The organism is Kribbella sp. NPDC051586, from assembly GCF_044453965.1.
Lineage (GTDB): Bacteria > Actinomycetota > Actinomycetes > Propionibacteriales > Kribbellaceae > Kribbella.
In genome coordinates this window covers 987,525-1,007,226 of sequence record NZ_JBITDF010000003.1, presented here as the reverse complement: position 1 = coordinate 1,007,226, position 19,702 = coordinate 987,525, and the positions used below count along the sequence as shown (strand labels likewise).

The following is a 19,702-nucleotide window of genomic DNA, read 5'->3' as shown; positions in this document are numbered from 1 at the left end:
TCCCAGGCGACCACAACGGATATTCCTCACCACGACTGGAGCCGTCGCCGAGACCTGAGGTACTGCGTGTCACGGCCGCTGCCGCAGCAGTACCGACGGGTGTTCGGCGTCGGCTGTACCTCGCTAGATCCTCGACACGAAGTCGCCTTCGGCGGGCCTGGCGGTCCCCCGCCATGTCCCAGTTTCCAGCACCTGCCTCGAATCCGGTCTCTCAGATTGCCCCCAACAGAAGTGAACTCCACTACCTGGCAAGAGGATGCTGTCGGGCCCGGTCGAGAAGACAGCCTCGTCGAAGAGAGCCTTCCGAGTCCGCGTGACTCCGTTTCCGAGCCTTCCTGACAATGCCCGCCCAAAGAACGCGTCGCAGGTGAGTTCCGCCCCAGGAGACCCATACAGCTTCATAGTAATCGCGGTCGAGCCAATGCAGTAGTAGCTCAGGAACGACACGATGAAAGACTGCGCCAGGGCTTCCATGACGAAGTCGAACATGATTCGGACCTGCACCCTTTCCGACGGCTGATCGAACGCAGATGCCGCGTACCACCGAACGACATCGGGCAATTCGTCGACCGATTCAGGGAAGAGATCGATGACCTCACCGTTGATCATCATGCGCGCAGAACAGAGTTGCCCGATCAACCGACGCCAACTCGCACTGTCCAAGCCGGCCATCGGTAACAACTCACGCGCAAGGCACCCCATCTGCGTGTACTCATGCTGAAAGCTTGACGCGGTTCGCGCCATGGTCACCCAGTAGCGACCCCCGGTCTTCGACATCGGCGGTAGCACCCGCAGTGACTTTGAGTCGATGGAGACGCTCGTCACGAGAACCTGCTGAGCGTCCTCCGGCAGTTCGACCAAGCAGTTGGGGTGGATATGGATGTCGTAGTCCATATCGCCAATACACTCCCAGGGCGATCGCGACGCCTCTAGCAGCGGGTCTACCACTTTGCGCCAGAGAAGGTCGCTCCGGGCCGGGTCGTCGACCTCCGCGGCAATCAACTCCATCAGCAGCCGCTTGCGCTGGCGGATCGGAATCAGGATTCTGATTCGGTCCGCGTCGAGACTCCAGAGCGTCGACGGAAGTTCGGGAAGAATAATGGCCGCTGCCGCGACGGACATCAGAATCAGCATGAACTGCTCGAGTGAGTCAATCGATTTGGCGAAAGCCCAAGAATAGACAGCCATACAGGCCAGGCCCGCCATGAACGCCTTCCTCGCTCGAGGTCGAGTCACATGCGCAAGACCACGTGCTATCGTGAACCACACACTCCGTTCATGCTTCGTTCGAGAATTCCTGGAGTATCCGTCGGAAGGCATGCGCGACTCCTGCTCACTCGCGTCCTCACAAGGTTCGCGGCATTGCGACACCTGACCCCGAAGAGGATTTACCCGCATTTCCGCGAGAGAATCTGCGCGTTACGAAGCCGAGACCGATAATTGACCAAAATCGTCACCTTGATCGCAGCGACAGCAGCACCTGACTACATTCTGCGAGGTGGTTGACGTTCAGCGACGACGACTTGGCCAGCCTCCGAGCGACCGCACGCGATGCCACGGCAATCGACTGCCTGTCAGGTCGTTCGGTCTACTCTGCCGAACCACGCGACTCAATACGCCGACCTGTGATGGATCCAGAAGCCCTCGTGTATCCATCCGTCACTGCGCTACTCCGGCAGATCGAGCGTCCAGGTCGAGTTCGAGGCGTGTGGTTAGGGCGCAGGCGCGCGTCCCGCCTCGGACACCCGACTAACCACGGTCGGCCAATGGGTCGACCTCCACGCCGAGCTTCTGCTCGACGTGGTCGTATGCCAGGGCCAGTCTCAGCGACGAGTCCAGCTCACTCAGCTCCTCCGGCTAAGCGGTTTCAGAGCCCTCCCTACCTCGCCCAACTGGTCTATGTACGACTCCAGATCTTCTCGGCTCAGACCCCGTTCCCTCGGAGCCTTGCCAGGCCGGCTTCAGCAGAGCTTCTCAGCGGCAGCACCGTCTGAGCGCTGTCCACCGCCGCCGGGCGGCGGACACCCGGCAACCGATCGTTCCCATCGGCGGGCCCATTCCCCCGCGCGCTGCTTACGTCCGCGACACCGAGCGACCGGACCAGGCGGCCGATCCCGGCCAGCTGCGGATCGGCGGCTCGGGCGTTATAGAAAACACTGGCCGACCAGCCCGAGACTATCCCAGCTGGTCACAGCGTACTTCGCGAGCCGCTCAGCCTGTTCGTAGTCGCAGCGCCCGGGGGTGCGAGCCACTGCTGTTCCTCAGGCTCGCCTGCAAAGCCCTCAGTACGCTCGGCGCGGGCCGGATCAGCCTCCGCAGTGCCTGGCCGGACGACGGTGTCCGACACGTTCATCGAGGCGGTAAACAATCGCTTTAGAATACAGGGCGCTGAAACGATACGGCGACGGTACTGGTCACCGCTGCTTTCATGCGCTACGGTCTGTAACGGCTGAAATAGTCGTTTGGCCGGGGGGCCGTGGGGGGTTTAATGCCATCGAGATATTTCTCGCTGGTTGTTCTCGACGTGGAAAATTGGCGGGGACGGCCGGCGGTCGTACAAGCACGTGTCCAAGAGGCTCTGGATGCCGTGGTGGACAGGGCTGCGCGGGCGGCGGGGATCACGTCACCGATCGTGCGGACCAGTCGTGGCGACGGCGCGGTGCTCGGTTTCGATGCCGCCGTGCCGAAGGAACTGATCACCACCAGGTTCGTGGACCGGCTGCTCGAGGGGCTGCGGGAGCACAACAGTTCCGAGCCCGAGAGCGCCATGCGGCTTCGGCTGTCGATGCATGGCGGCGACGTACTCGCCGGGCCGGACCGGTGGGCCGGTGATGCCATCGTTCTGGCCTGCGACCTGGTTGATTCCCAGTTGCTGCGCAACGTTCTGGCCGCTGCCCGCGAGGCGTCGGTCGCCGTACTGATCTCCGAGGACTGGTACGACGCCGTGATCGCGGCCGGCCACGCGCCGGACGACGGGTACCGCCGGGTGACGGTGTCGGAGCCGAAGTGCCGGACGACGGCGTGGGTCCGGGTGCCCGAGCGATCGCAACCGCCCGGCCTCGAAGCCACCGACTTCGCGGCCGACAAGCAGCCGACCCGGCTGCGGAAGCCTCACGACACCGAGCATGCCGCGAGCGCTCGCTCGATCCTCGTCCACGGGACCGCCTTCATCGGCAGTCATATTCACGGCGACGTGGTACTCGGAAACAAATACACGTCGCAGTAGCAATTTGCCGCGACATCGGCGGGGGGAAATGTGGCAGTGCAAAAGGACGACGATTCACGAGACGACCGACTGAATTCCGAGCCCGGCGACCCGCCGGCGGACGATCACCAACAACCGGCGGCTGAACCGGCCGCCCCGGCGATGAGCGAAAGCGAACGTCATGCCGACGTCGGGCGGCAGATCACCGCGGCTCTCGAGCAGATGGCCGAGATGGCCCGCGCCGTGGCCGACCTGCTCCCGGGCTCCACGATCGGTGGCGACTTCGTCAGCGGTTCGCAGTTCAAGATCTACCTGGGCCAGCACGGGTACAGCTACCAGGCCTATCGGATGACGTCCGAGGAGTTGCACGAGGTCTTCGTCGAGCCCGACGGGATCGCCGGCGTCCGGGCCGCCGTGCGCGACAACACGATCGTGGTGCTGCACGGACCCGCGGGATACGGCAAAGGCGCGACCCTGCTCAACGCGGTCAAGGTCAACTCGAAGCCCGACCAGCAGGTCTTTCGGCTGCACCCGACGACCGACCTCAGCCGCTTCTCCTGCGCGCAACTGCCGAAGGAGTCGTTCTTCGTCCTCGACGACCTGCCGGCTCAACAGCTCGGCCACCTCGAGGGCTACGCGATGGACACCTTGCTCGCAGATCTCAGCACGCACCGGTGCAAGCTCGTCATCAGTACGCCGCAGGCTCAGGACACTCTGTTCTCCCGCCCCGGCGGAGTCGTCGTCGAACTGTCGCCGCGTCCGCCACTGCGGAAGATCTTCGACAGTCACCTGAACCGGAGGTGGTCGGCAACCGACTCCACGCCGAAGCAACTGCTGGCCCAGCCTGGCGTCCAGGACCTCATGGACACCGAGCTCCGCACGAACAGTACGGCGTACGCCGCCGCTCGGTTGGCCTTGCTGGTCGCGCACGCCGCGGCTGTCGCCGATCCGTGCCAGTACATCGCCGATCGGCTGCAAGGCCGGGCGGCCGAGGAGTGCGGGCGCTGGTTCGGCGAGATCACCGATCTGAGGGTGCACTGCCTCGCTGTGTCGCTGGCTGTCCTCAACGGGCTGCCGCGGGAGATCATCGCTCGGCAGGCCGACGAGCTCGAGCTGTTGGTCCGGCCTCCGACCGACGGCCCGGCGAGCAGTCCGGCGACCAACCCGTTCGCCGCGGCGAAGAGCTTCTCACTGGCGGCATTGCGTGCCGAAGTGTTGCCATTCGACGCGGCGACGCAGCACGGTGTCGTTCCCACCCAGGCGTTGAGGTACGTCGATCGCGAGTTCGCCGGTCTCGTCCTGCATCACGTGTGGCGCGAGCACGACGCGATCCGGACTCCATTTGTCAGGTGGCTCCAGCGCCTCGGCACGAACACCAATCAGGCGGTACGCACGCGAGCGGCCACGGCCGTCGGCGTACTGGCTTGTGAGTCGTTCGAATACCTGGCCGGGCAGATCATGGCGCCTTGGGCACGCGACAAGCGCCTCGAAGTGCGGCTCTGCGCGGCTGCCGCTGTCAGCCCGGTGATCGCGAAGCCGGCGCTGCGGGACCCGGCGCTGCGCCTGGTCGAACTCTGGTCGACCGATCAGTCCTCGCGATGGCTCCGCGCGACCGCCGCGCACGCGTACGGCCAATCCGTCAGCACCTACGAACCGCAGCTGGCTCTGGAGTCACTGGTCGGTCTGGCCGACACCGACGACGCCGATCTGATGATCGCGATCGGCTCCGGTTTCTGTGACATGGTGTTTGGCGGCACCGCCGCGGTCACGCTCGAAGTGCTGGACGCCGTCGCGGAACTGTCCCGCTCCCGGGATCGCGACGTACGGCTGACCGGAGGACTTTCCTTCCTGGGCATGGCGTTGTCGGACGGGCTGCCCGGCGAGCCGTCCTCGGACGCACAGCCCTCACTCGTGTTGCTGACCGAGCGCACTCCCCAACTGGCGCCGGCGCTTGGCCGGATGTGGAGTTTCGCGCTGCACGACCCCGATCTGAACGAGCTCTTCCTGGACTGTCTCGACGACTGGGCGGTTGACGCGGAGGCTCACGTCGCCCACCGGGCCGCGCTGATCCGGGTGCTTCGGCAATCCGCTCAGGATCCACGCACTCTGCGGACGCTACGACGCCGGGCCGAGATCTGGTCCGGCCGCAACGGAAAGGCCCCGGTTGTGGGGCGAGCACTGCTGACGGAGGTGTCCGACCGTGTCTGATCATGCGGAACCGATTGTGCAACTGGTGGAGATCGGCGCGAGTGGATCCCTTCCGAAGAAGCCACCGAACTGGAAGTTCGTGCTGGGGTTCGCCGACGGGACGGTGCGCGCGTACGTCGGCCGGCCGTCTCTCTGGGACCGGATCCGCAGCGAGCACTGCTTCCTCATCGACACCTCGGTACACCAACTGACAGCGGCCTTCACCGTTCCGGCGCAGGGCGATGCCTACCACTTCAGCGTGCAACTCGGTGCCGCCTGGCAGGTCGTCGACACCACGACAGTGGCCGGCAACCGGATGTACGACGTACCAGGCCTGGTCACGGGCGCACTCCAGCAGCAGCTGTGGCTCCAGGGCCGCCAGTACGCTCCGCACGCCGCGACCGAGCTGGAGCGTGCGGCGGGACACGCCTTGCAGAACGGGATGACGCTGGCCGAAGGAGTGTCGATCCTGCGGGTGACCGTCCGTGTGCAGGTGGATCCGTCGCTCCCGCGTCAGAAGCTGGCACTGGACGAGGTGGAGCACGAGAACGAGATCGAGAAGACCCGCTTCAAGGCCCTCCAGACGCTCTCGCAGGCCGACAACGGGATGATCATCATCGAGGTGATGAATCATCCGGAGAACCTCAGCGAGGTTCTGAAGATGATCGTCCACGGGCACGACCGGGACGCCCAGAGCCGACTGGATCTGCTCGATCGGCTGCTGGAGCACAAGCTGATCCAGGACAGCGACGCCCAGCCGCTGCGCGACGAGGTGAACGGGATCCGGTCGACGTACCCGCAGTCCATCGGAGGCGGCAGCACCAGCATCGATCCGCTCGCAGGCACCCACGCCGCTCCGGCCGACGACACCGTCCAGCACCCAACCACTCCCGCACCGTCAGCGACGCTCGACCCAGAAACCGGAAGCCCGGACATCGGAAGCCCGGACACAGGCCGCCCCGGTGAAGCGGGCGGCCTGAGCAACTGGCGACCGCTACCGAACCGTGGAGCAGGCGGGTCCGAATGACGGTGCAGGGCCGGTCCGGTCGCCGCTCGCAGACTGCACGGAGCCGGGTCAGCCGGCGTGCCGCTCAGCCGCGCCCGCTGGATCACTACGACCGAGAGGCGCATGCCGGCTCGCGGGCGGTCGCGGACGGCTTTCTCGTTCGCCGCGCCGTGATGATCGGCGGTTCGCTGGTCGCCTTACTGGCGGGAGCTACAGCTGTGTACGTCCGGGTCTATCACCAGGTGAAGTCCGACATCTCCACGGCGCTGTACGCGCTGGGCGGGACGGCGCTGGTCAGCGTCGTGGTGGCCGTCGTCCAGCATCGCCGCCAGGTGCTGGCCGACAGCGAGACGCAGAACAACGCACGAGTCGACGGCGCGACGCAGCACGACGTACGGGCCGATCCGATGCCTGAGGCAACAGTCCAGCCGTCGGAGGTCGAGGACGAGCCCGAGCCGACCAGCTCCGCATGGACCCCAGTGGTTCTCGACGGGACGACAAGCGCGGGACGAGCGCCCTGGCACCTCCCCACTGGGGTCGTGCCGAACGGCTTGGCGGCTGACGCCGTACGGCTGGGGAGTCTCGACGTACGGGCGGTGTCGATCGTCGGCGCCTCGCACCGATGTGAGGAGCCCGCCGTGCCGCGTCAGGACGCGTATGCGCTCGCACGTAGCGCCGACGGTCAGTACCTGGTCGTCGCGGTGGCCGACGGCGTTGCCAACAGCAAGCGCTCGGATCTCGGCGCGCGCGTCGCGGTCAGTGCCGCCGTACGGCTGCTCGTGCGGCACCTCGACGGCGGCGGTACGGCGGGGACGATCGAGCCGAGCACCGTCTTCCGCGCGGTGGCCGGCGAGATGCTCGGTACCGGGCGGAGCCGCGAGCTCGACGCCTCCGAGATCGCGAGCGTGCTGATCGTGGCGGTGATCCCGACCGTCGCGGCTGGCGGGCAGTACGAGATCTGGACCGCCCGGGTCGGCGACTGCTCGATCTGGTCGTTGAACGGTCACTGGACGCAGCTGACCGGATCCGCGAAGTCCGGCCTCGACAAGAACCTGCTGACGGCCGCACTCCCCCACGACCCCGACCAGGCCGAGGTCCGCATGCTCCAACTGACGCCTGATTCGGTGCTCGCGGTGATGTCCGACGGTGTCGGCGACACCCTGAGCGATGTGCAGGGCGCCAACACGTACTTCGCGCGGGAGTGGGGCGGCAAGGTCCCGACGTTGCCGCAGTTCATCCACACCGTCAGCTACGACGCTCCCGGGCAACTCGACGACCGTACGGTCGTGGTGGTCTGGCCGCGGATCCGGTCAGGTACGGGACAGGCACCGCGATGACAGCCACCTGGTCCTCGGTACCTTTCGGCCGCTCAGTCACCATGGACGAGTTGGGACCGCTCGGCGCCAATCTCAGCGGCCAGAACGGCGAGTCGCGGCGCGTGTGCGAGCTGCTCGACCACCCAGGCTGGTTGTTCAAGGAGTACCAGTCACCCCGAGGGCCAGCCGATACCGATAGGCTCGCGCGCCTGGTCAACCTGCCGTCCGCCATGACTGCCGCGGAGCGCGACGTTGTCGACCGCAGCACGGCCTGGCCGTCCGCCTCGGTCCTGAACCAGCTGCGCAGGACGATCGGCGTCGTCATCCCGAAGGCCCCGGACGAGTACTTCGTCCGCCTGCACAACCTGAACGGATCAGGCCGGCGCCGTCCGTGCGAGGTCGATCTGCTGGCCCTGCCGGAGGCCCAGATGGTCGTACGCGGCCTCCCAAAGCTCGACACCTTCGACCGTGCGGCCGTCTGCAGCTCGATGACCGAGATCGCGGCGCTGCTCGAGAAGCACGAGATCGTGTACCTCGACTGGTCGTACGCCAACGCGTTCTGGAGCGGTTCGAGCAAGACGGCGTACCTGATCGACCTGGACGGCGCGTCGTTCGGTCCACGGCAGCTGATCCAGAGCACCGGCTTCGAGGATCCGCTGTTCTCGTACGGATCCCGGGCTGGCGGCGAGGTCGACCGTTATCGCGTTGCTCTGCTGACCGCGCGCTGTCTGACAGGCCGGCGGCAACTACCCGATCTGCAGCTCGGCCTGATCCTGATCCGCAGGCACATCCGCGACGGCGACCTCGCCGAAACCCTGGCGCGGACGCTATTGGCGACCGAGGCGCACGAACGCGCCACGATCGCCGACCTGCACCACAAGCTCGAACTCGTCACCACCGCGAACATTCGCCCGATCCGCGTCGGCCCGATCCCGACGAACTCGACGAACCCGAGCCCCACCGGGGGACTCAACGGCTGGAAGACGATCAACCGCCCAATCACGCCGAAACCACCCGTGCCGCCCCCACGACCGAGTCCGGCGACGTCCATCCCGGCCGCGCGGCGCGCAGGCAAACCTTCAGCCGCGCAACCCAAGCCGGCTCCGCCCACCCGACCCGTTCCTCCGCGCCCCACTCCTCCTACTCCCCCCGTTCCACCCACACCACCGTCCGCTCCCCCGGCTGCCCCGCCGGAGGAGTTCGGCTGGCCCGCTGCCGTGTTCGGCCTCATGCTGTTCGCCGGTTTCGTGGCCCTGCTCGTCTTCGGCGTGGTGGAGCTCTTCAAGTTCCTGTTCTGAATCGGTATCGCCTCACTCAGGGAGCAGTTCATGGAGTCCAAGATCAATTGCCTGCCGGTTTACGTACTGCTGGACACGTCGTATTCGATGCAGAGTGTCGAGAAGCAGCTCAACGACTCGGTCCTCTTCCTCTACGAGGAGATGGCCGATAGCCCCCGGGTGTCGGAGTTCGTGTTCCTGTCGATCGTCAGCTTCAACACCCATGCCGAGGTGCTGATGCAGATGACCGACCTGCAGTTGCTGAAAGCCCTGCCGGAGGTCCACTGCGGTGGAACCACCTACTTCGACGAGGCCTTCGAACTGCTCCGGACGACGATCGACCAGGACATCCCGGAGCTCGCTACGCAGCGGCACGTCCTCCGGCCGGTTGTCTTCGTTCTTACCGACGGCGTACCAACCGACCAGCAGGGCAAGATGTCCGAAACCTGGCGGCAGAGCTTCGCGGCGCTCACCGACAAGAACTGGCGGCGGCGCCCGCACGTGGTCCCGTTCGGCTACGGCACCGCGTCGGAGGTGATGATCGCGGACCTCTCCACGCTGGGTCTCGGCTTCATGGCGAAGGACACCATGACCGCCGGCGCTCTGCAGCACGTCTTCCCCGCGCTGCTGAGCTCCCTGGTCGCGTCGGCGGACATGAACGCGCTGCGAGTGCCGACGAACCTCGACGGCTTCGTCACAGTGTCGTCGGAGCCGATCGAGTGACCGACCAGATCCGGCAGGACGCCGTCCGCGATCTGCTCGACCGGACCCGCACAGAGATCGTGCAGGCGGACAGCAAGGCCGCGATCCTGCTGGCCGGTGTGCTTGCCATGGTCGGCAGCAGCTGGGCCGTCCTCAGCGCCCAGTCCTGGCGAGTCACGGGCCAGCCGCCGTCCGTCGCTGTGCTCTTCTGGATCGCCGCTCTCGCGACCTTCGCGAGCATCGGCTGCCTGGCGGCGGCGCTCTACCCACGTCGCCGTGCGGTGCGCCGCCGGAACGCGGGCGTGATCGCGTACTTCGACGACGTGGCGGAGCTCGGATCGGTCGTGGATCTGAAGCGGGCGCTCCGCAGCAGCGAGCTTGAACTGTTCGACGTCTGGGCCGACCAGGTCTGGCAGCTCAGCCGGATCGTGCGCGCCAAGTACCGGCTGATCCGCTGGGCGATCCGCGGCGTCGGTACGGCGGTCGTCGCGGCGGGCCTGTGTTCCGCCCTGGCCGCACTGAGCTGACCCGGGACTCCCGCAAATCCTAAGGAGAACGCTGCTCGACAGACTGAAATACTTTGGTATGGCTCCTAGGATTATTGATAAGGACGCTGCGTCAGTCATGGCAAGGCCCCGCCCGCTCGACCTGAGCCGGTTTGGTAGCGGGTGCGATCTTCCGGCCCTGCGCGCTACGGGGTTCCGATTGGCGGATCGGGGTCGAGCTCCAACTGTGTGGCTAAGGTGCGTGTTCCTCCTCGGACACAGACCTTATCCAGATCCAGCCGAAGCGACGAGTAGGGCTGTCCCAGCTCCTCGGGCCGTGCGAAGTTCAGCGCTGGCTACGTTCCCCCACTGGTCTACGTACGTCGCAAGTTCGTCCCGGCTGAGTGCCTTCTCGCTGGAGGCGGGCCGCAACCACGGTTTCAGCAGCGCATCTCTCGGCGACGGCCGCGTTGTATTTATCTCGCAACTCAGCTGCGCCCTGCGCGGTCGGGTGATCCAAGGTGCTGGATTACCAGCTGACCTCGTCGAGTGCTGGCCAGGGTGGACCGTCCCGCAGGACGTTGAGGAATGCGACTCCCGATTCTCGGCCGCTCGGGTGCTGGTCGTCGCGACGCCAGCGGTATGCCGCGACCATGGCCAACACGAGGCCGCGGCACTCATCAACCAGATCTTGGTCGGCGCTCGAATAGCGATCCGCCACTTTTTTGGGCACCCAGCCAAGGTCGTATTCGATGGGGCCGTGGGCGGTGTTCTCGAAGTCGATGAGGAGCGGACCGTCCTTCGTGCTGAGCACGTTCCCCGGGTGCGGCTCGCCGTGGAGGAGCTGCTCAGGTGCGTGCCGATTGACGATCGACCACCTCAGATCACGCAGCATGTCGGCCAGAAAGTGTCGGTCCACACTGGTGAGATCCGGAGTGACGTCGCGGCTGGCAACGTCTTGTTGTACGGCGGTGACGCGGTCCATGGCGTGCGGGGTCGTGACCTCAATCTGCCGCAGGCCCGCATGAAGACTCCCGAGTGCCCGCGCATAGTCTGCAGACGGAATCAGCGGGGACTGCATCGATTCGCAATAGGTCCAGAACGCGATCTTGAAGCCGTCATGTACGACGACACGTGGCTCGACCCGAGCGTCGAGTGCGGCGACTGGACTGTCCGTTTGCGCAAGCCGTCTCACGACTTCGACCTCTCGCTCCGGGCTCACCTGATGACCCGCGTGATGCGTCTCGGGCGTGACCCGCACGACGGTGTCGCACGGCGTCAGACGGACGACAAGACGGTTGGAGTCGTTGAGAACGATGGCGTCATCGACCGCCAAGCCAAGCGCAGATGCGGTCGACATCGCTGCGGCCACCGCACGCTGTGTCTCCATTGGTTCCATGTATGTGCCTCCTCGGCACGAAGCAACTCGGCGAAGCATGGTGAACGTGTGCAACTGCCCCAGCAACGCCCGATGCACGACGGGCAGGCGTAGTAACGCCTCAGTGACGGCATCGGAGACGAGCGGCGTCAGTAGTGCGACAGCTCGGATCGAAACTGGCCGGCAAGGGCAAGGCATGCCAATAGACGACGAACGTCGTGGAGCAGTCCCCAGACAGGGCGCGACGAAGCGCGCGGATTATCACGCTGACCGCTTCCGGCTACCGACCGGCAGAATCAAGAAGGCGGGCACGCCAACTGGCACAGGGTCAGCGCGTGCCCTCAACACCGGGAGAACACATCACCCCACCGACTCTAGCAACAGCCGCCCGCCACAGCGGCCCGGAACCGGCAGAATCAGCCACCTCGCCGTACGACGTCTGCTCATCTCGTCGGTGCGATGGGGATCACTCGACGATGCTGGTCGACGTTCCGGATGCCTCGACAGTGCGATCGCCGCTCGCGGGTCTTAGGCAAGCCGAGGACTATGCTGGCCAGTGGGTCAACGGTGTCACTGCCAAGGTTTTGGCATCCAAGGTGGCGGTGGGTACGACCATGTGTGATCTCGGCTGCCACGTCCGGCTCGGTCGTCGGGAACTTGATGGCAGGACGGGCTGTCGGTGTCGCCCACTTCGTCGACAGCACTGCCATGAAGCCGGATCAGTGGGCACAACAGCTTGTCGGCAAGCCACCCGGTGAAGATCAAGAGCATGACCCCGACTGCGTAGACGACAACCTGAAGCACGACCATCATCGGCGTCCCCCAATCAGGTCGCCAGCCTCTCCAACGTCCGGAAGGGCGCCGAATGCCGGCGGGGATGCCGTTTCCGCCCAAGGCATGCCGGCCGGCGAACCCCGAGTGCGAGACCTCGCTGATCGCCGGTTTCGACCCAGGACGCCGGGCGCCACCAACGGCGACAAGCAGTCCGGCCGGACGGTGTTTCCACCATAATGCTTCATGGAGGTAACACAACCACGGCGCCCGAATGAGGTCAACTGGTAAAGTGTCTTTTGATGGAAACACCAGCAGCGGTCGGTGAGCCCGAGGTTCGAGAACTGCCCATCGTGTCGGGGCATCTCGCGCTCAACTTCGCCAACACCATCGACAACCCAGGTGGACCGACTCGGCACGACCACATCGGCACGTACCCGGAACTGTTGCAGTGGTCGCTCCGCCTCGGCGTTCTGTCGTCGGCACAGGTAGACCGTCTGCGCACAGCAATCGGGAAGCAGGACGCTGCAGCCGCAGTGCTGCGAGCACATGACCTACGACGCACGCTGGTGGCGACGTTCACCGCCATAGCAACCGGCGAGTCAACCATCGACCGCAACTGGACCGACTTGCAGCCGTTCGTTATCGAGGCGGTCGCCAATGCTGAACTCGTACCCGTCGGCGGCACGCACGAGTGGAACTGGCCCGACAACGCCCGACCCCACGCCATGCTTTGGCCCATCGCCCACGCAGCGGCCGACCTCGTCACAGCCCCAGAGCTCGACAGACTCAAGCGCTGCGCCGGCTGCCCATGGCTGTTCCTCGACCAATCCAAGAACGCCAGCCGCCGCTGGTGTGCCATGAACGACTGCGGCACGAACGCAAAGATGCGCCGGTACGTCGCCCGCCGCGCAGCCAGCCGCACGTCGACCCGATAAGCCGAAGACAAGGTCCGCCTACCGCCGGACAACTTGACCGCGGCAACGGACCGCGGGATCTGATCGCACCATCCGACGTACGCGTGGTGCGAAATCAGGCGCGGCTGAGTACGCATGGCTCTATCGTTGCCACGTGCCGATGCTGACCTTTACCGATTCGCTGCCGGAACGCCCGCGAAAGGTTCTCGTGGCTGGGACGTCGGCGTCTGGGAAGACGACCCTGGCGCGCGCGATCGGTGAGCGGCTGGACCTTCCACACATCGAGATCGATGCACTGTTCCACGGACCTGACTGGACGCCGAGGGAGACCTTCCTCGCCGAGGTCGAGGAGTTCAGTTCCCGGCCCGGATGGGTCACCGAATGGCAGTACACCTCGGTCCGGCCGATGCTCGCGGAACGCGCCGACCTCATGGTGTGGCTCGATCTGAGCAGAACCGTGGTGATGCGCCAGGTCGTACGCCGTACCGTCCGCCGCAGTGTCCGCAAGCAGCAATTGTGGAACGGCAACTACGAGCCACCGCTGCGCACCGTCTTCACCGACCCCGACCACATCATCCGCTGGGCCTGGAAGACCCATCAGGAGAATGCGGACCGCATCGCCGCCCTGCACGACCAGCGCCCGGACCTCGCCATCGTCCGGATTCCGAGCCACACCGCCGCCCGCCAGTGGCTGGACGGGCCGATCGCTTCTGCTTGACCCAGCCGATCACGACAACCAGTGCAACAACCTGGTCCGAACGCGCACGAACAAGCGATAGTCGCCTTCACTCGGGTGCCGGGGCATCGAAGCCGGCATCGCGGTCGGCTGCGTCGATCAGGTGGTGGAACCGCTTGTGCACCCAGTGCCTCTGGCCGAGCAACTCGATCTCGCCCCACACACCCGACACCGGACCAAGCTTCGTCTGCCGTGGCAAGACTCCGACGATGGACTGCGGCTTCGCACCACCGGAGAACTTGGTGCTCTCGAGCACATAGATGCCCTCGTCAGCGACCGCCACACAGCGGAACCGAATCCAGAAGATCGTCAGGAACGTCAGATAGTTGACGACGAACAGCCAGAAGTACGGTGCGGTCTGACAGATGAAGATCTGCCGGATCCGACCATCAGGCGGCAGAAACGGAAGCGCGCGCTCAACGAGATCAGGCCGTTCAACCGCTTCTTTCACCATGCCCGAGAGATTAGCGACAATCCGGCCCAGCAGCTGGTACATCGATCCAGGGGGAAGCCGGGAAGCGCGCCGATCACGATGACAGCGACTGTCACCGCAACCAAACGGGTTCGAGCCAGGTGGTGCCGTCGCTGTCGGCAGTGCCTTCGAGGATGGCCATGTGGCACATGAAGGTGTCGGGCGTACCGCCGTGCCAGTGTTCTTCGGCCAGCGGGACGCGCAGGTACTGCGCTTAGGCCCCGCCGGCGCCGACGTACTCGCGGTGCACGCAGGAGGTGTGGAATCCGGCGCGGCAGATGTCGCAGCAGGCCGCGGTGACGCGGATGATGGCGTCGGTGGGGGCTTGGATCGTCGGGTCGGATCGGTCTTCGATTCGGATGACGCCGGGTGCGTGCAGGACTGCTCCGCGCATTTGGCTGCTCTCCTTGGGGATGTCAGCTGGTGAAGACCTGCTTGGCCACGCTCATGGCGGCCATCGCCTTGGGCCAGCCGGCGTAGAAGGCCAAGTGGGTCAGGGCTTCGATGAGTTCTTCCTCGCTGTTGCCGTTCTCTCGCGCGAGGCCGAGGTGATAGACGAGCTGGCCGGTGTTGCCGCTGGTGGCCAGGCAGGTGATCGTGACCAGACTTCGTTCCTTGGCTGACAGCTGGTCGCGTTTCCAGACCTCCCCGAACAACACGTCATCGGTGAAGTGGACGAGTCCGGGGGCGAAGTCGCCGAACATCTGCTCGGCACCCGAGGTTTGTTTCGCTGTTGATTCGTCGGTCATGAGCGTTGGTTTCCTTCCTGGGAGTGGACAGATGTGGGTCGAACGGTTCGCAGGCCGGTCAGCGCTGCGGAGGCGGCGGTGACCGCGACGGCTGCAGCGATCAGCAGGCTGAGGCGCACTCCGGCGTGGATGCCGGCGGGTGCGGCGAGGAGGGCGCCGAAGACGGCGACGGCCAGTGCGCCGCCTACTTGGCGGCTGGTGTTGAAGATTCCGCTGGCTGTGCCGGCGAGGTGTGCCGGTACGGCGTGCAGCAGCAGCGCGATCACCGGCGGGATGACGGTGGGACCGCCGAGCCCAACCAGCATCATCAGGGCAGCCTGCTGCAGGTAGAGGCTCATCGTGAACGGCAGCCCGTAGTAGCCGACCATGAACGCGAACCCGATCACGGTGGCCGCAACCACGGTTCGCGAGGTGAACAGGTCCGGTGGCGCCATCGGATACGCGACCGTGCGCTGGACCATGACGAAGCCAACCTGGTGGCGGCTCGACCGCGCGGTGCGCGTGAGCAGCAGCAGTACGACGGCCCCGACCGGGACGTTGACGAGGAAGATCAGCCGCCAGTTGGCCTGTGTGAGTGCCCCGCCGAGTACCGGGCCTGCCGACGACGCCGCCCATCGCCCACCACGCCACCGCGTGCCGAAGCCGAACGCGGATTTCGCGCCGATCCGGTCCACCAGCACCCCGGAGGCCAGCAGAAACGCGGCGAACATCAGCGTGTAGCCGTCCACCACCCACTGCAGGCCGCGGATCCCTCCACCGAGGTCAGCCCCCATGCTCGGCAAGGCGACATTCACGATCACCGCGTCGAGCGTGACCAGGAAGAAGCCCAGCAGCGCCGCCAGCAAGGTCTCGCCCGACCGAACACCGGTTCGGATGGCGTTCGGGCGGCGGGTCGACGCGGCTGGGCAACTGGTCATGACAACAGGCAATCGCGCGCCCCGGCGCGGGAACAGGTCGCGGTTTTCCGGGTGACAACAGAACCCCCCTCGCCGCTGGACCACGTCGTACGGTGGACGACGTGAACGCGAAGAGCAACGAGGCACGCGACTTCCTGGTGACTCGTCGCGCCAAGATCACCCCTGAGCAGGCTGGGCTGAGCCATTACGGGGGCATCCGGCGCGTCCCGGGACTGCGGCGGGAAGAGGCCGCGCTGCTCGCCGGGGTGTCGGTCGACTACTACACGCGGCTCGAGAAGGGAAACCTCGCCGGAGTTTCCGACAGCGTGCTCGACGCCGTCGCGAACGCGCTGCAACTCGACGAGGCCGAACGCATCTACCTGTACGACCTTGCCCGCGCCGCGAACGCCAACGGCCCGGCCGGCAGTCCGAGCGGGAAACGGCAGCGCCGTACACACGAAGTCCGTTCCACGGTTCAACGGATTCTCGACGGCATGACGAGCATCCCGGCCTTCGTCCGCACCGGGCGCCTGGACATCCTCGGTACCAACCTGCTCGGCCGCGCTCTGTACTCACCGGTCTTCGACAGCCCTACCAGAACCAGCGTCATCTCCCCGCCCAACATCGCACGGTTCCAGTTCCTCGACCCCGCCGCACGCGACTTCTTCCCAGACTTCGACACGTCCGTCGACACCAGCGTCCAACTGCTGCGCGCAGCAGCCGGCCACGACGCCCACGATCGCAGCCTGATCGACCTCGTCGGCGAACTGTCGACCCGCAGCGACGACTTCCGCACCCGGTGGGCGGCCCACGACGTCCGCGTCCACCGCACCGGAACCAAACAGTTTCGCCACCCCGTCGTCGGCGAACTCACCTTCGGATTCGAAGCCATGGAGCTGTCCGCCGACTCCGGACTCACCCTCACCGCCTACACCCCCGAGCCGGATTCTCCTTCAGCAGAAGCCCTCAAGCTTCTTGCCACCTGGGCCGCCACCTCGCTCCAAAGTCATCAGCCGGCATCCGATCGGCAGAACACGTAGCTCCTGTCTCGACGCGCGGCAAGCGACCGCTACCTACCTGGAGGAACCTGATGCAGTATCGAAGGCTGGGCGGGACAGGCCTCAAGGTCAGCCGCGTCGCATTGGGGTGCATGAGCTTCGGGGACCGGGGCTTTCATCAGTGGACGTTGGACGAGGAAGCCGCGCAGCCGTTCTTCCAGCAGGCCGTCGAGCTTGGTGTCACGTTCTGGGACACGGCCAACGTCTACGGACTAGGTAGCTCGGAGGAGTTCGTCGGCCGGGCGATCAAGAAGTTCGCACGCCGCGAGGACATCGTGCTGGCGACCAAGGTCTCGGGCAAGATGCACGACGGCCCGGGCGGCTCAGGGCTGTCCCGCAAGGCCATCCTGGAACAGATCGACGCCTCGCTCACCCGACTGGGAACCGACTACATCGACCTGTACCAGATCCATCGCTTCGACCCCGACACCCCCGTCGAGGAAACGATGGAGGCCCTGCACGACGTGGTGAAAGCGGGCAAGGTCCGCTACATCGGCGCTTCGTCGATGTGGGCGTGGCAGTTCGCCAAACTGCAGCACGCGGCCGACCTGGGCGGACGGACCCGGTTCGTGTCGATGCAGGATCAGTACAACCTGCTCAAACGCGAAGAAGAACGCGAGATGCTGCCACTGTGCGCCGACACCGGCGTCGGATGCGTACCGTACTCGCCGCTGGGCAAAGGCCGGCTGACCCGCCCCTGGGGAGCGCACACCACCCGGGCCGACACCGATCAGGTCGCCAAGTCTTTCGACCTCGACGCCGACCGTCCCGTCGTCGAGGCTGTCCAGCAGGTCGCCGACGAACGCGGCCTACCCATGGCGCAGGTCTCGTTGGCCTGGCTGCTGACCAAGCCCGTGGTATCCGCACCGATCGTCGGAGCCACCAAATCCCACCATCTCGCCGACGCGGTCGCCGCGGTCGACCTCGAACTGTCCGAGGAGGAGGTCCGCCGGCTCGAAGAGCCGTACACCACACAACCCGCCTATTGGTGGTGATCACCGGTTCGAGTGGTTCATGAGACGCACCAAGCGAAGCCGGTTCATATGAGGCGGACGAAGACGGGCTCGGGAGCCGCGGCTTGTTCGCCGTCGCCTAGTTGCCTTGAGAGTCGGGTGGCCCCAGCTGGGCAGAACGGCGCGAGCTCCGTGGAGATCGTGCGGCATGCCTGCGCGACGCGGCTGAGGAGACGGTGAATGAGGTGCGAGTCGCCCGCGGGGTCCCTGAGGGCCTTCCAGGGTTCCGCCGCGTTCAGCAGCTGATTGGCGAGGTTGACGGTGGCAACCAAGTGTGCGGTTGCTGACCGGAAGTCTGCGATCTTGAGGGCGGCGTCGATGTTCGACGGGAGTGCTGCACAGGCAGTGTCCAGATCGGCGCTGTCCCAGGTCGGCCCGATCACGGGTGCTCCTTCGAGGTGCAGCCGCCCGTCGTAGTACTTGTGCAGCAAGGTCACGGTGCGATTGGCGAGGTTGCCGAGTCCGTTGGCGAGGTCGGTGTTGTATGCCTGGATCAGGCGTGCGGTGGTGAATTCGGTGTCGCCGAGAAGCGGAACTTCGCGGGTGATCCACCAGCGGAGGGCGTCCGTGCCGTAGGCGTCGACCAGGCCGACGGGATCGATGATGTTGCCGGTGCTCTTGGAGAGCTTGGCGCCGCCCACGTTGACGTAGTCGTGGACATGGATTGACGTCGGGAGCGGCTGGCCGGCAGAGAGCAGCAGTCCGATCCAATAGACGGCGTGGAAGCGGGTTATGCCCTTGCCGATCACGTGCACGCGTTCGCCGTTGCCTGCCCACCAGTACTCGTAGTCCTCGCCGGGTTGGTCGACGCCGAGTGCGGTGATGTAGTTCGCGAGGGCGTCCCACCAGACGTAGATCACTTGGCTGGGGTCACCGGGGACAGGGATACCCCATCCGCCCGCGCGGGCAGCTGGGCGGGAGACGCTGAAGTCCTGTAGGCCCTTGTTGAGGAGCGCGAGGACTTCGTTGCGCTTCTGGGGCGGATTGATTGTTAGGGTTCCGGCGGTGATCGCGTCCTTGATGTGATCGCGATACCGGGTGAGGCGGAAGAACCAGTTGGTCTCGGTCACCCGCTCCAGCTCCGTACGGTGCTCCGGACAGACTCCGCCAATCAAGGTGTCCGGCTCGTAGAACTGCTCGCATCCAAGGCAATACAGACCGGTGTAGGTGTGCTGGTAGAAGTCGCCTGCGTCGGCGCAGCGCTGCCACAGATAGTCGACGCCGGGGCGATGTCGCGGGTCGGATGATGTCCGGATGTAGTCGTCGCAACTTAGATCGAGAAGGCCCTGGAGCGCCTGGAAGCGGTCGGCAGCACTGTTGACGTAGTCGGCGACCGGCTCCCCGGCAGTCCGAGCAGCGAGGACATTCTTGAGCGCGTGGTCGTCGGTGCCTGACAGGAATCGAACAGGCTGACCGCGGAGCCTTCGATGGCGAGCGAGCACGTCGGCCTGCACGAACTCGAGCGCATGGCCGAGGTGCGGTGCCGCGTTCACGTAAGGAATCGCGGTCGTGATGTAGTACGGGTCCATAGGTG

The 19,702-nt window shown here is 65.7% G+C and carries 18 protein-coding genes; 11 read left to right on the top strand and 7 right to left on the bottom strand.

The features are described 5' to 3' along the window. Positions 1-123 precede the first annotated feature (123 nt). Positions 124-1,206: a hypothetical protein gene (locus ACIA58_RS23460; protein WP_396405886.1), complete on the bottom strand. Its 1,083-nt coding sequence runs from the start codon at positions 1,204-1,206 to the stop codon at positions 124-126. 1,384 nt (positions 1,207-2,590) lie between these two features. Between ACIA58_RS23460 and ACIA58_RS23455 the strand changes: the two genes are divergently transcribed. The 7 genes from ACIA58_RS23455 to ACIA58_RS23425 all read left to right on the top strand — a co-directional run bounded on the left by ACIA58_RS23455 (position 2,591) and on the right by ACIA58_RS23425 (position 10,220). Next, positions 2,591-3,226 carry a hypothetical protein gene (locus ACIA58_RS23455; protein WP_396405885.1) on the top strand — a complete coding sequence of 212 codons (636 nt, stop codon included), beginning with the start codon at positions 2,591-2,593 and terminating at the stop codon, positions 3,224-3,226. A gap of 141 nt (positions 3,227-3,367) precedes the next feature. Continuing rightward, positions 3,368-5,413, top strand: a complete 2,046-nt coding sequence (locus tag ACIA58_RS23450; RefSeq protein WP_396405884.1) for a hypothetical protein — start codon at positions 3,368-3,370, stop codon at positions 5,411-5,413. Continuing rightward, a complete protein-coding gene (locus tag ACIA58_RS23445) occupies positions 5,406-6,419 on the top strand; it encodes a hypothetical protein (RefSeq protein WP_396405883.1) in 1,014 nt (337 codons plus the stop codon). Before ACIA58_RS23450 ends, ACIA58_RS23445 begins: the two co-directional genes overlap by 8 nt. Further along, positions 6,416-7,735 carry a protein phosphatase 2C domain-containing protein gene (locus ACIA58_RS23440; protein WP_396405882.1) on the top strand — a complete coding sequence of 440 codons (1,320 nt, stop codon included), beginning with the start codon at positions 6,416-6,418 and terminating at the stop codon, positions 7,733-7,735. Before ACIA58_RS23445 ends, ACIA58_RS23440 begins: the two co-directional genes overlap by 4 nt. Before the next feature lie 41 nt (positions 7,736-7,776). Next, complete coding sequence (locus ACIA58_RS23435; RefSeq protein ID WP_396405881.1) at positions 7,777-9,012, top strand: hypothetical protein; 1,236 nt, start codon at positions 7,777-7,779, stop codon at positions 9,010-9,012. A 30-nt stretch (positions 9,013-9,042) separates the two neighbouring features. Continuing rightward, entirely contained in the window at positions 9,043-9,714 is a 672-nt protein-coding gene (locus ACIA58_RS23430) for a VWA domain-containing protein (protein WP_396405880.1), read from the top strand. Further along, positions 9,711-10,220 carry a Pycsar system effector family protein gene (locus tag ACIA58_RS23425; RefSeq protein WP_396405879.1) on the top strand — a complete coding sequence of 170 codons (510 nt, stop codon included), beginning with the start codon at positions 9,711-9,713 and terminating at the stop codon, positions 10,218-10,220. Before ACIA58_RS23430 ends, ACIA58_RS23425 begins: the two co-directional genes overlap by 4 nt. Positions 10,221-10,707: 487 nt before the next feature. Here the strand turns inward: ACIA58_RS23425 and ACIA58_RS23420 are convergent, their stop codons facing one another. Continuing rightward, a complete protein-coding gene (locus tag ACIA58_RS23420; RefSeq protein WP_396405878.1) occupies positions 10,708-11,577 on the bottom strand; it encodes a phosphotransferase in 870 nt (289 codons plus the stop codon). A 1,052-nt stretch (positions 11,578-12,629) separates the two neighbouring features. Between ACIA58_RS23420 and ACIA58_RS23415 the strand changes: the two genes are divergently transcribed. Together ACIA58_RS23415 and ACIA58_RS23410 are read left to right on the top strand one after the other, a co-directional pair. Then, on the top strand, positions 12,630-13,265 hold the full coding sequence (locus tag ACIA58_RS23415; RefSeq protein ID WP_396405877.1) for a CGNR zinc finger domain-containing protein: 636 nt from the start codon (positions 12,630-12,632) through the stop codon (positions 13,263-13,265). A 139-nt stretch (positions 13,266-13,404) separates the two neighbouring features. Further along, on the top strand, positions 13,405-13,962 hold the full coding sequence (locus tag ACIA58_RS23410; RefSeq protein ID WP_396406504.1) for an AAA family ATPase: 558 nt from the start codon (positions 13,405-13,407) through the stop codon (positions 13,960-13,962). Positions 13,963-14,029: 67 nt separating this feature from the next. On the opposite strand, the gene ACIA58_RS23405 is transcribed toward ACIA58_RS23410, so the two are convergent. The 4 genes from ACIA58_RS23405 to ACIA58_RS23390 form a co-directional block, all read right to left on the bottom strand. Beyond that, the gene (locus ACIA58_RS23405) at positions 14,030-14,476 is read right to left on the bottom strand and encodes a hypothetical protein (protein ID WP_396405876.1); all 447 of its coding nucleotides are present in this window, start codon (positions 14,474-14,476) and stop codon (positions 14,030-14,032) included. A 190-nt stretch (positions 14,477-14,666) separates the two neighbouring features. Further along, positions 14,667-14,846 (bottom strand): hypothetical protein, encoded by a 180-nt coding sequence (locus ACIA58_RS23400; RefSeq protein WP_396405875.1) that lies wholly within the window; start codon positions 14,844-14,846, stop codon positions 14,667-14,669. A 22-nt stretch (positions 14,847-14,868) separates the two neighbouring features. Further along, positions 14,869-15,201 (bottom strand): carboxymuconolactone decarboxylase family protein, encoded by a 333-nt coding sequence (locus ACIA58_RS23395; protein ID WP_396405874.1) that lies wholly within the window; start codon positions 15,199-15,201, stop codon positions 14,869-14,871. Beyond that, positions 15,198-16,118 (bottom strand): hypothetical protein, encoded by a 921-nt coding sequence (locus tag ACIA58_RS23390; RefSeq protein ID WP_396405873.1) that lies wholly within the window; start codon positions 16,116-16,118, stop codon positions 15,198-15,200. Before ACIA58_RS23390 ends, ACIA58_RS23395 begins: the two co-directional genes overlap by 4 nt. Positions 16,119-16,219: 101 nt before the next feature. Between ACIA58_RS23390 and ACIA58_RS23385 the strand changes: the two genes are divergently transcribed. Then, the gene (locus ACIA58_RS23385) at positions 16,220-17,137 is read left to right on the top strand and encodes a helix-turn-helix transcriptional regulator (protein WP_396405872.1); all 918 of its coding nucleotides are present in this window, start codon (positions 16,220-16,222) and stop codon (positions 17,135-17,137) included. Positions 17,138-17,187: 50 nt separating this feature from the next. Beyond that, entirely contained in the window at positions 17,188-18,150 is a 963-nt protein-coding gene (locus tag ACIA58_RS23380; RefSeq protein WP_396405871.1) for an aldo/keto reductase, read from the top strand. Between the two features lie 44 nt (positions 18,151-18,194). On the opposite strand, the gene metG is transcribed toward ACIA58_RS23380, so the two are convergent. Next, positions 18,195-19,697 (bottom strand): methionine--tRNA ligase, encoded by a 1,503-nt coding sequence (gene metG, locus ACIA58_RS23375; RefSeq protein ID WP_396405870.1) that lies wholly within the window; start codon positions 19,695-19,697, stop codon positions 18,195-18,197. Between the last annotated feature and the right edge of the window lie 5 nt (positions 19,698-19,702).

Coding starts and splice junctions, on each gene's coding strand:
- ACIA58_RS23460 (WP_396405886.1), bottom strand. CDS start 1,206: ATGGCGGGCCTGGCCTGTATGGCTGTCTATTCTTGGGCTTTCGCCAAA.
- ACIA58_RS23450 (WP_396405884.1), top strand. CDS start 3,368: ATGAGCGAAAGCGAACGTCATGCCGACGTCGGGCGGCAGATCACCGCG.
- ACIA58_RS23440 (WP_396405882.1), top strand. CDS start 6,416: ATGACGGTGCAGGGCCGGTCCGGTCGCCGCTCGCAGACTGCACGGAGC.
- ACIA58_RS23435 (WP_396405881.1), top strand. CDS start 7,777: ATGGACGAGTTGGGACCGCTCGGCGCCAATCTCAGCGGCCAGAACGGC.
- ACIA58_RS23430 (WP_396405880.1), top strand. CDS start 9,043: ATGGAGTCCAAGATCAATTGCCTGCCGGTTTACGTACTGCTGGACACG.
- ACIA58_RS23420 (WP_396405878.1), bottom strand. CDS start 11,577: ATGGAACCAATGGAGACACAGCGTGCGGTGGCCGCAGCGATGTCGACC.
- ACIA58_RS23415 (WP_396405877.1), top strand. CDS start 12,630: ATGGAAACACCAGCAGCGGTCGGTGAGCCCGAGGTTCGAGAACTGCCC.
- ACIA58_RS23410 (WP_396406504.1), top strand. CDS start 13,405: ATGCTGACCTTTACCGATTCGCTGCCGGAACGCCCGCGAAAGGTTCTC.
- ACIA58_RS23405 (WP_396405876.1), bottom strand. CDS start 14,476: ATGTACCAGCTGCTGGGCCGGATTGTCGCTAATCTCTCGGGCATGGTG.
- ACIA58_RS23400 (WP_396405875.1), bottom strand. CDS start 14,846: ATGCGCGGAGCAGTCCTGCACGCACCCGGCGTCATCCGAATCGAAGAC.
- ACIA58_RS23395 (WP_396405874.1), bottom strand. CDS start 15,201: ATGACCGACGAATCAACAGCGAAACAAACCTCGGGTGCCGAGCAGATG.
- ACIA58_RS23390 (WP_396405873.1), bottom strand. CDS start 16,118: ATGACCAGTTGCCCAGCCGCGTCGACCCGCCGCCCGAACGCCATCCGA.
- ACIA58_RS23380 (WP_396405871.1), top strand. CDS start 17,188: ATGCAGTATCGAAGGCTGGGCGGGACAGGCCTCAAGGTCAGCCGCGTC.
- metG (WP_396405870.1), bottom strand. CDS start 19,697: ATGGACCCGTACTACATCACGACCGCGATTCCTTACGTGAACGCGGCA.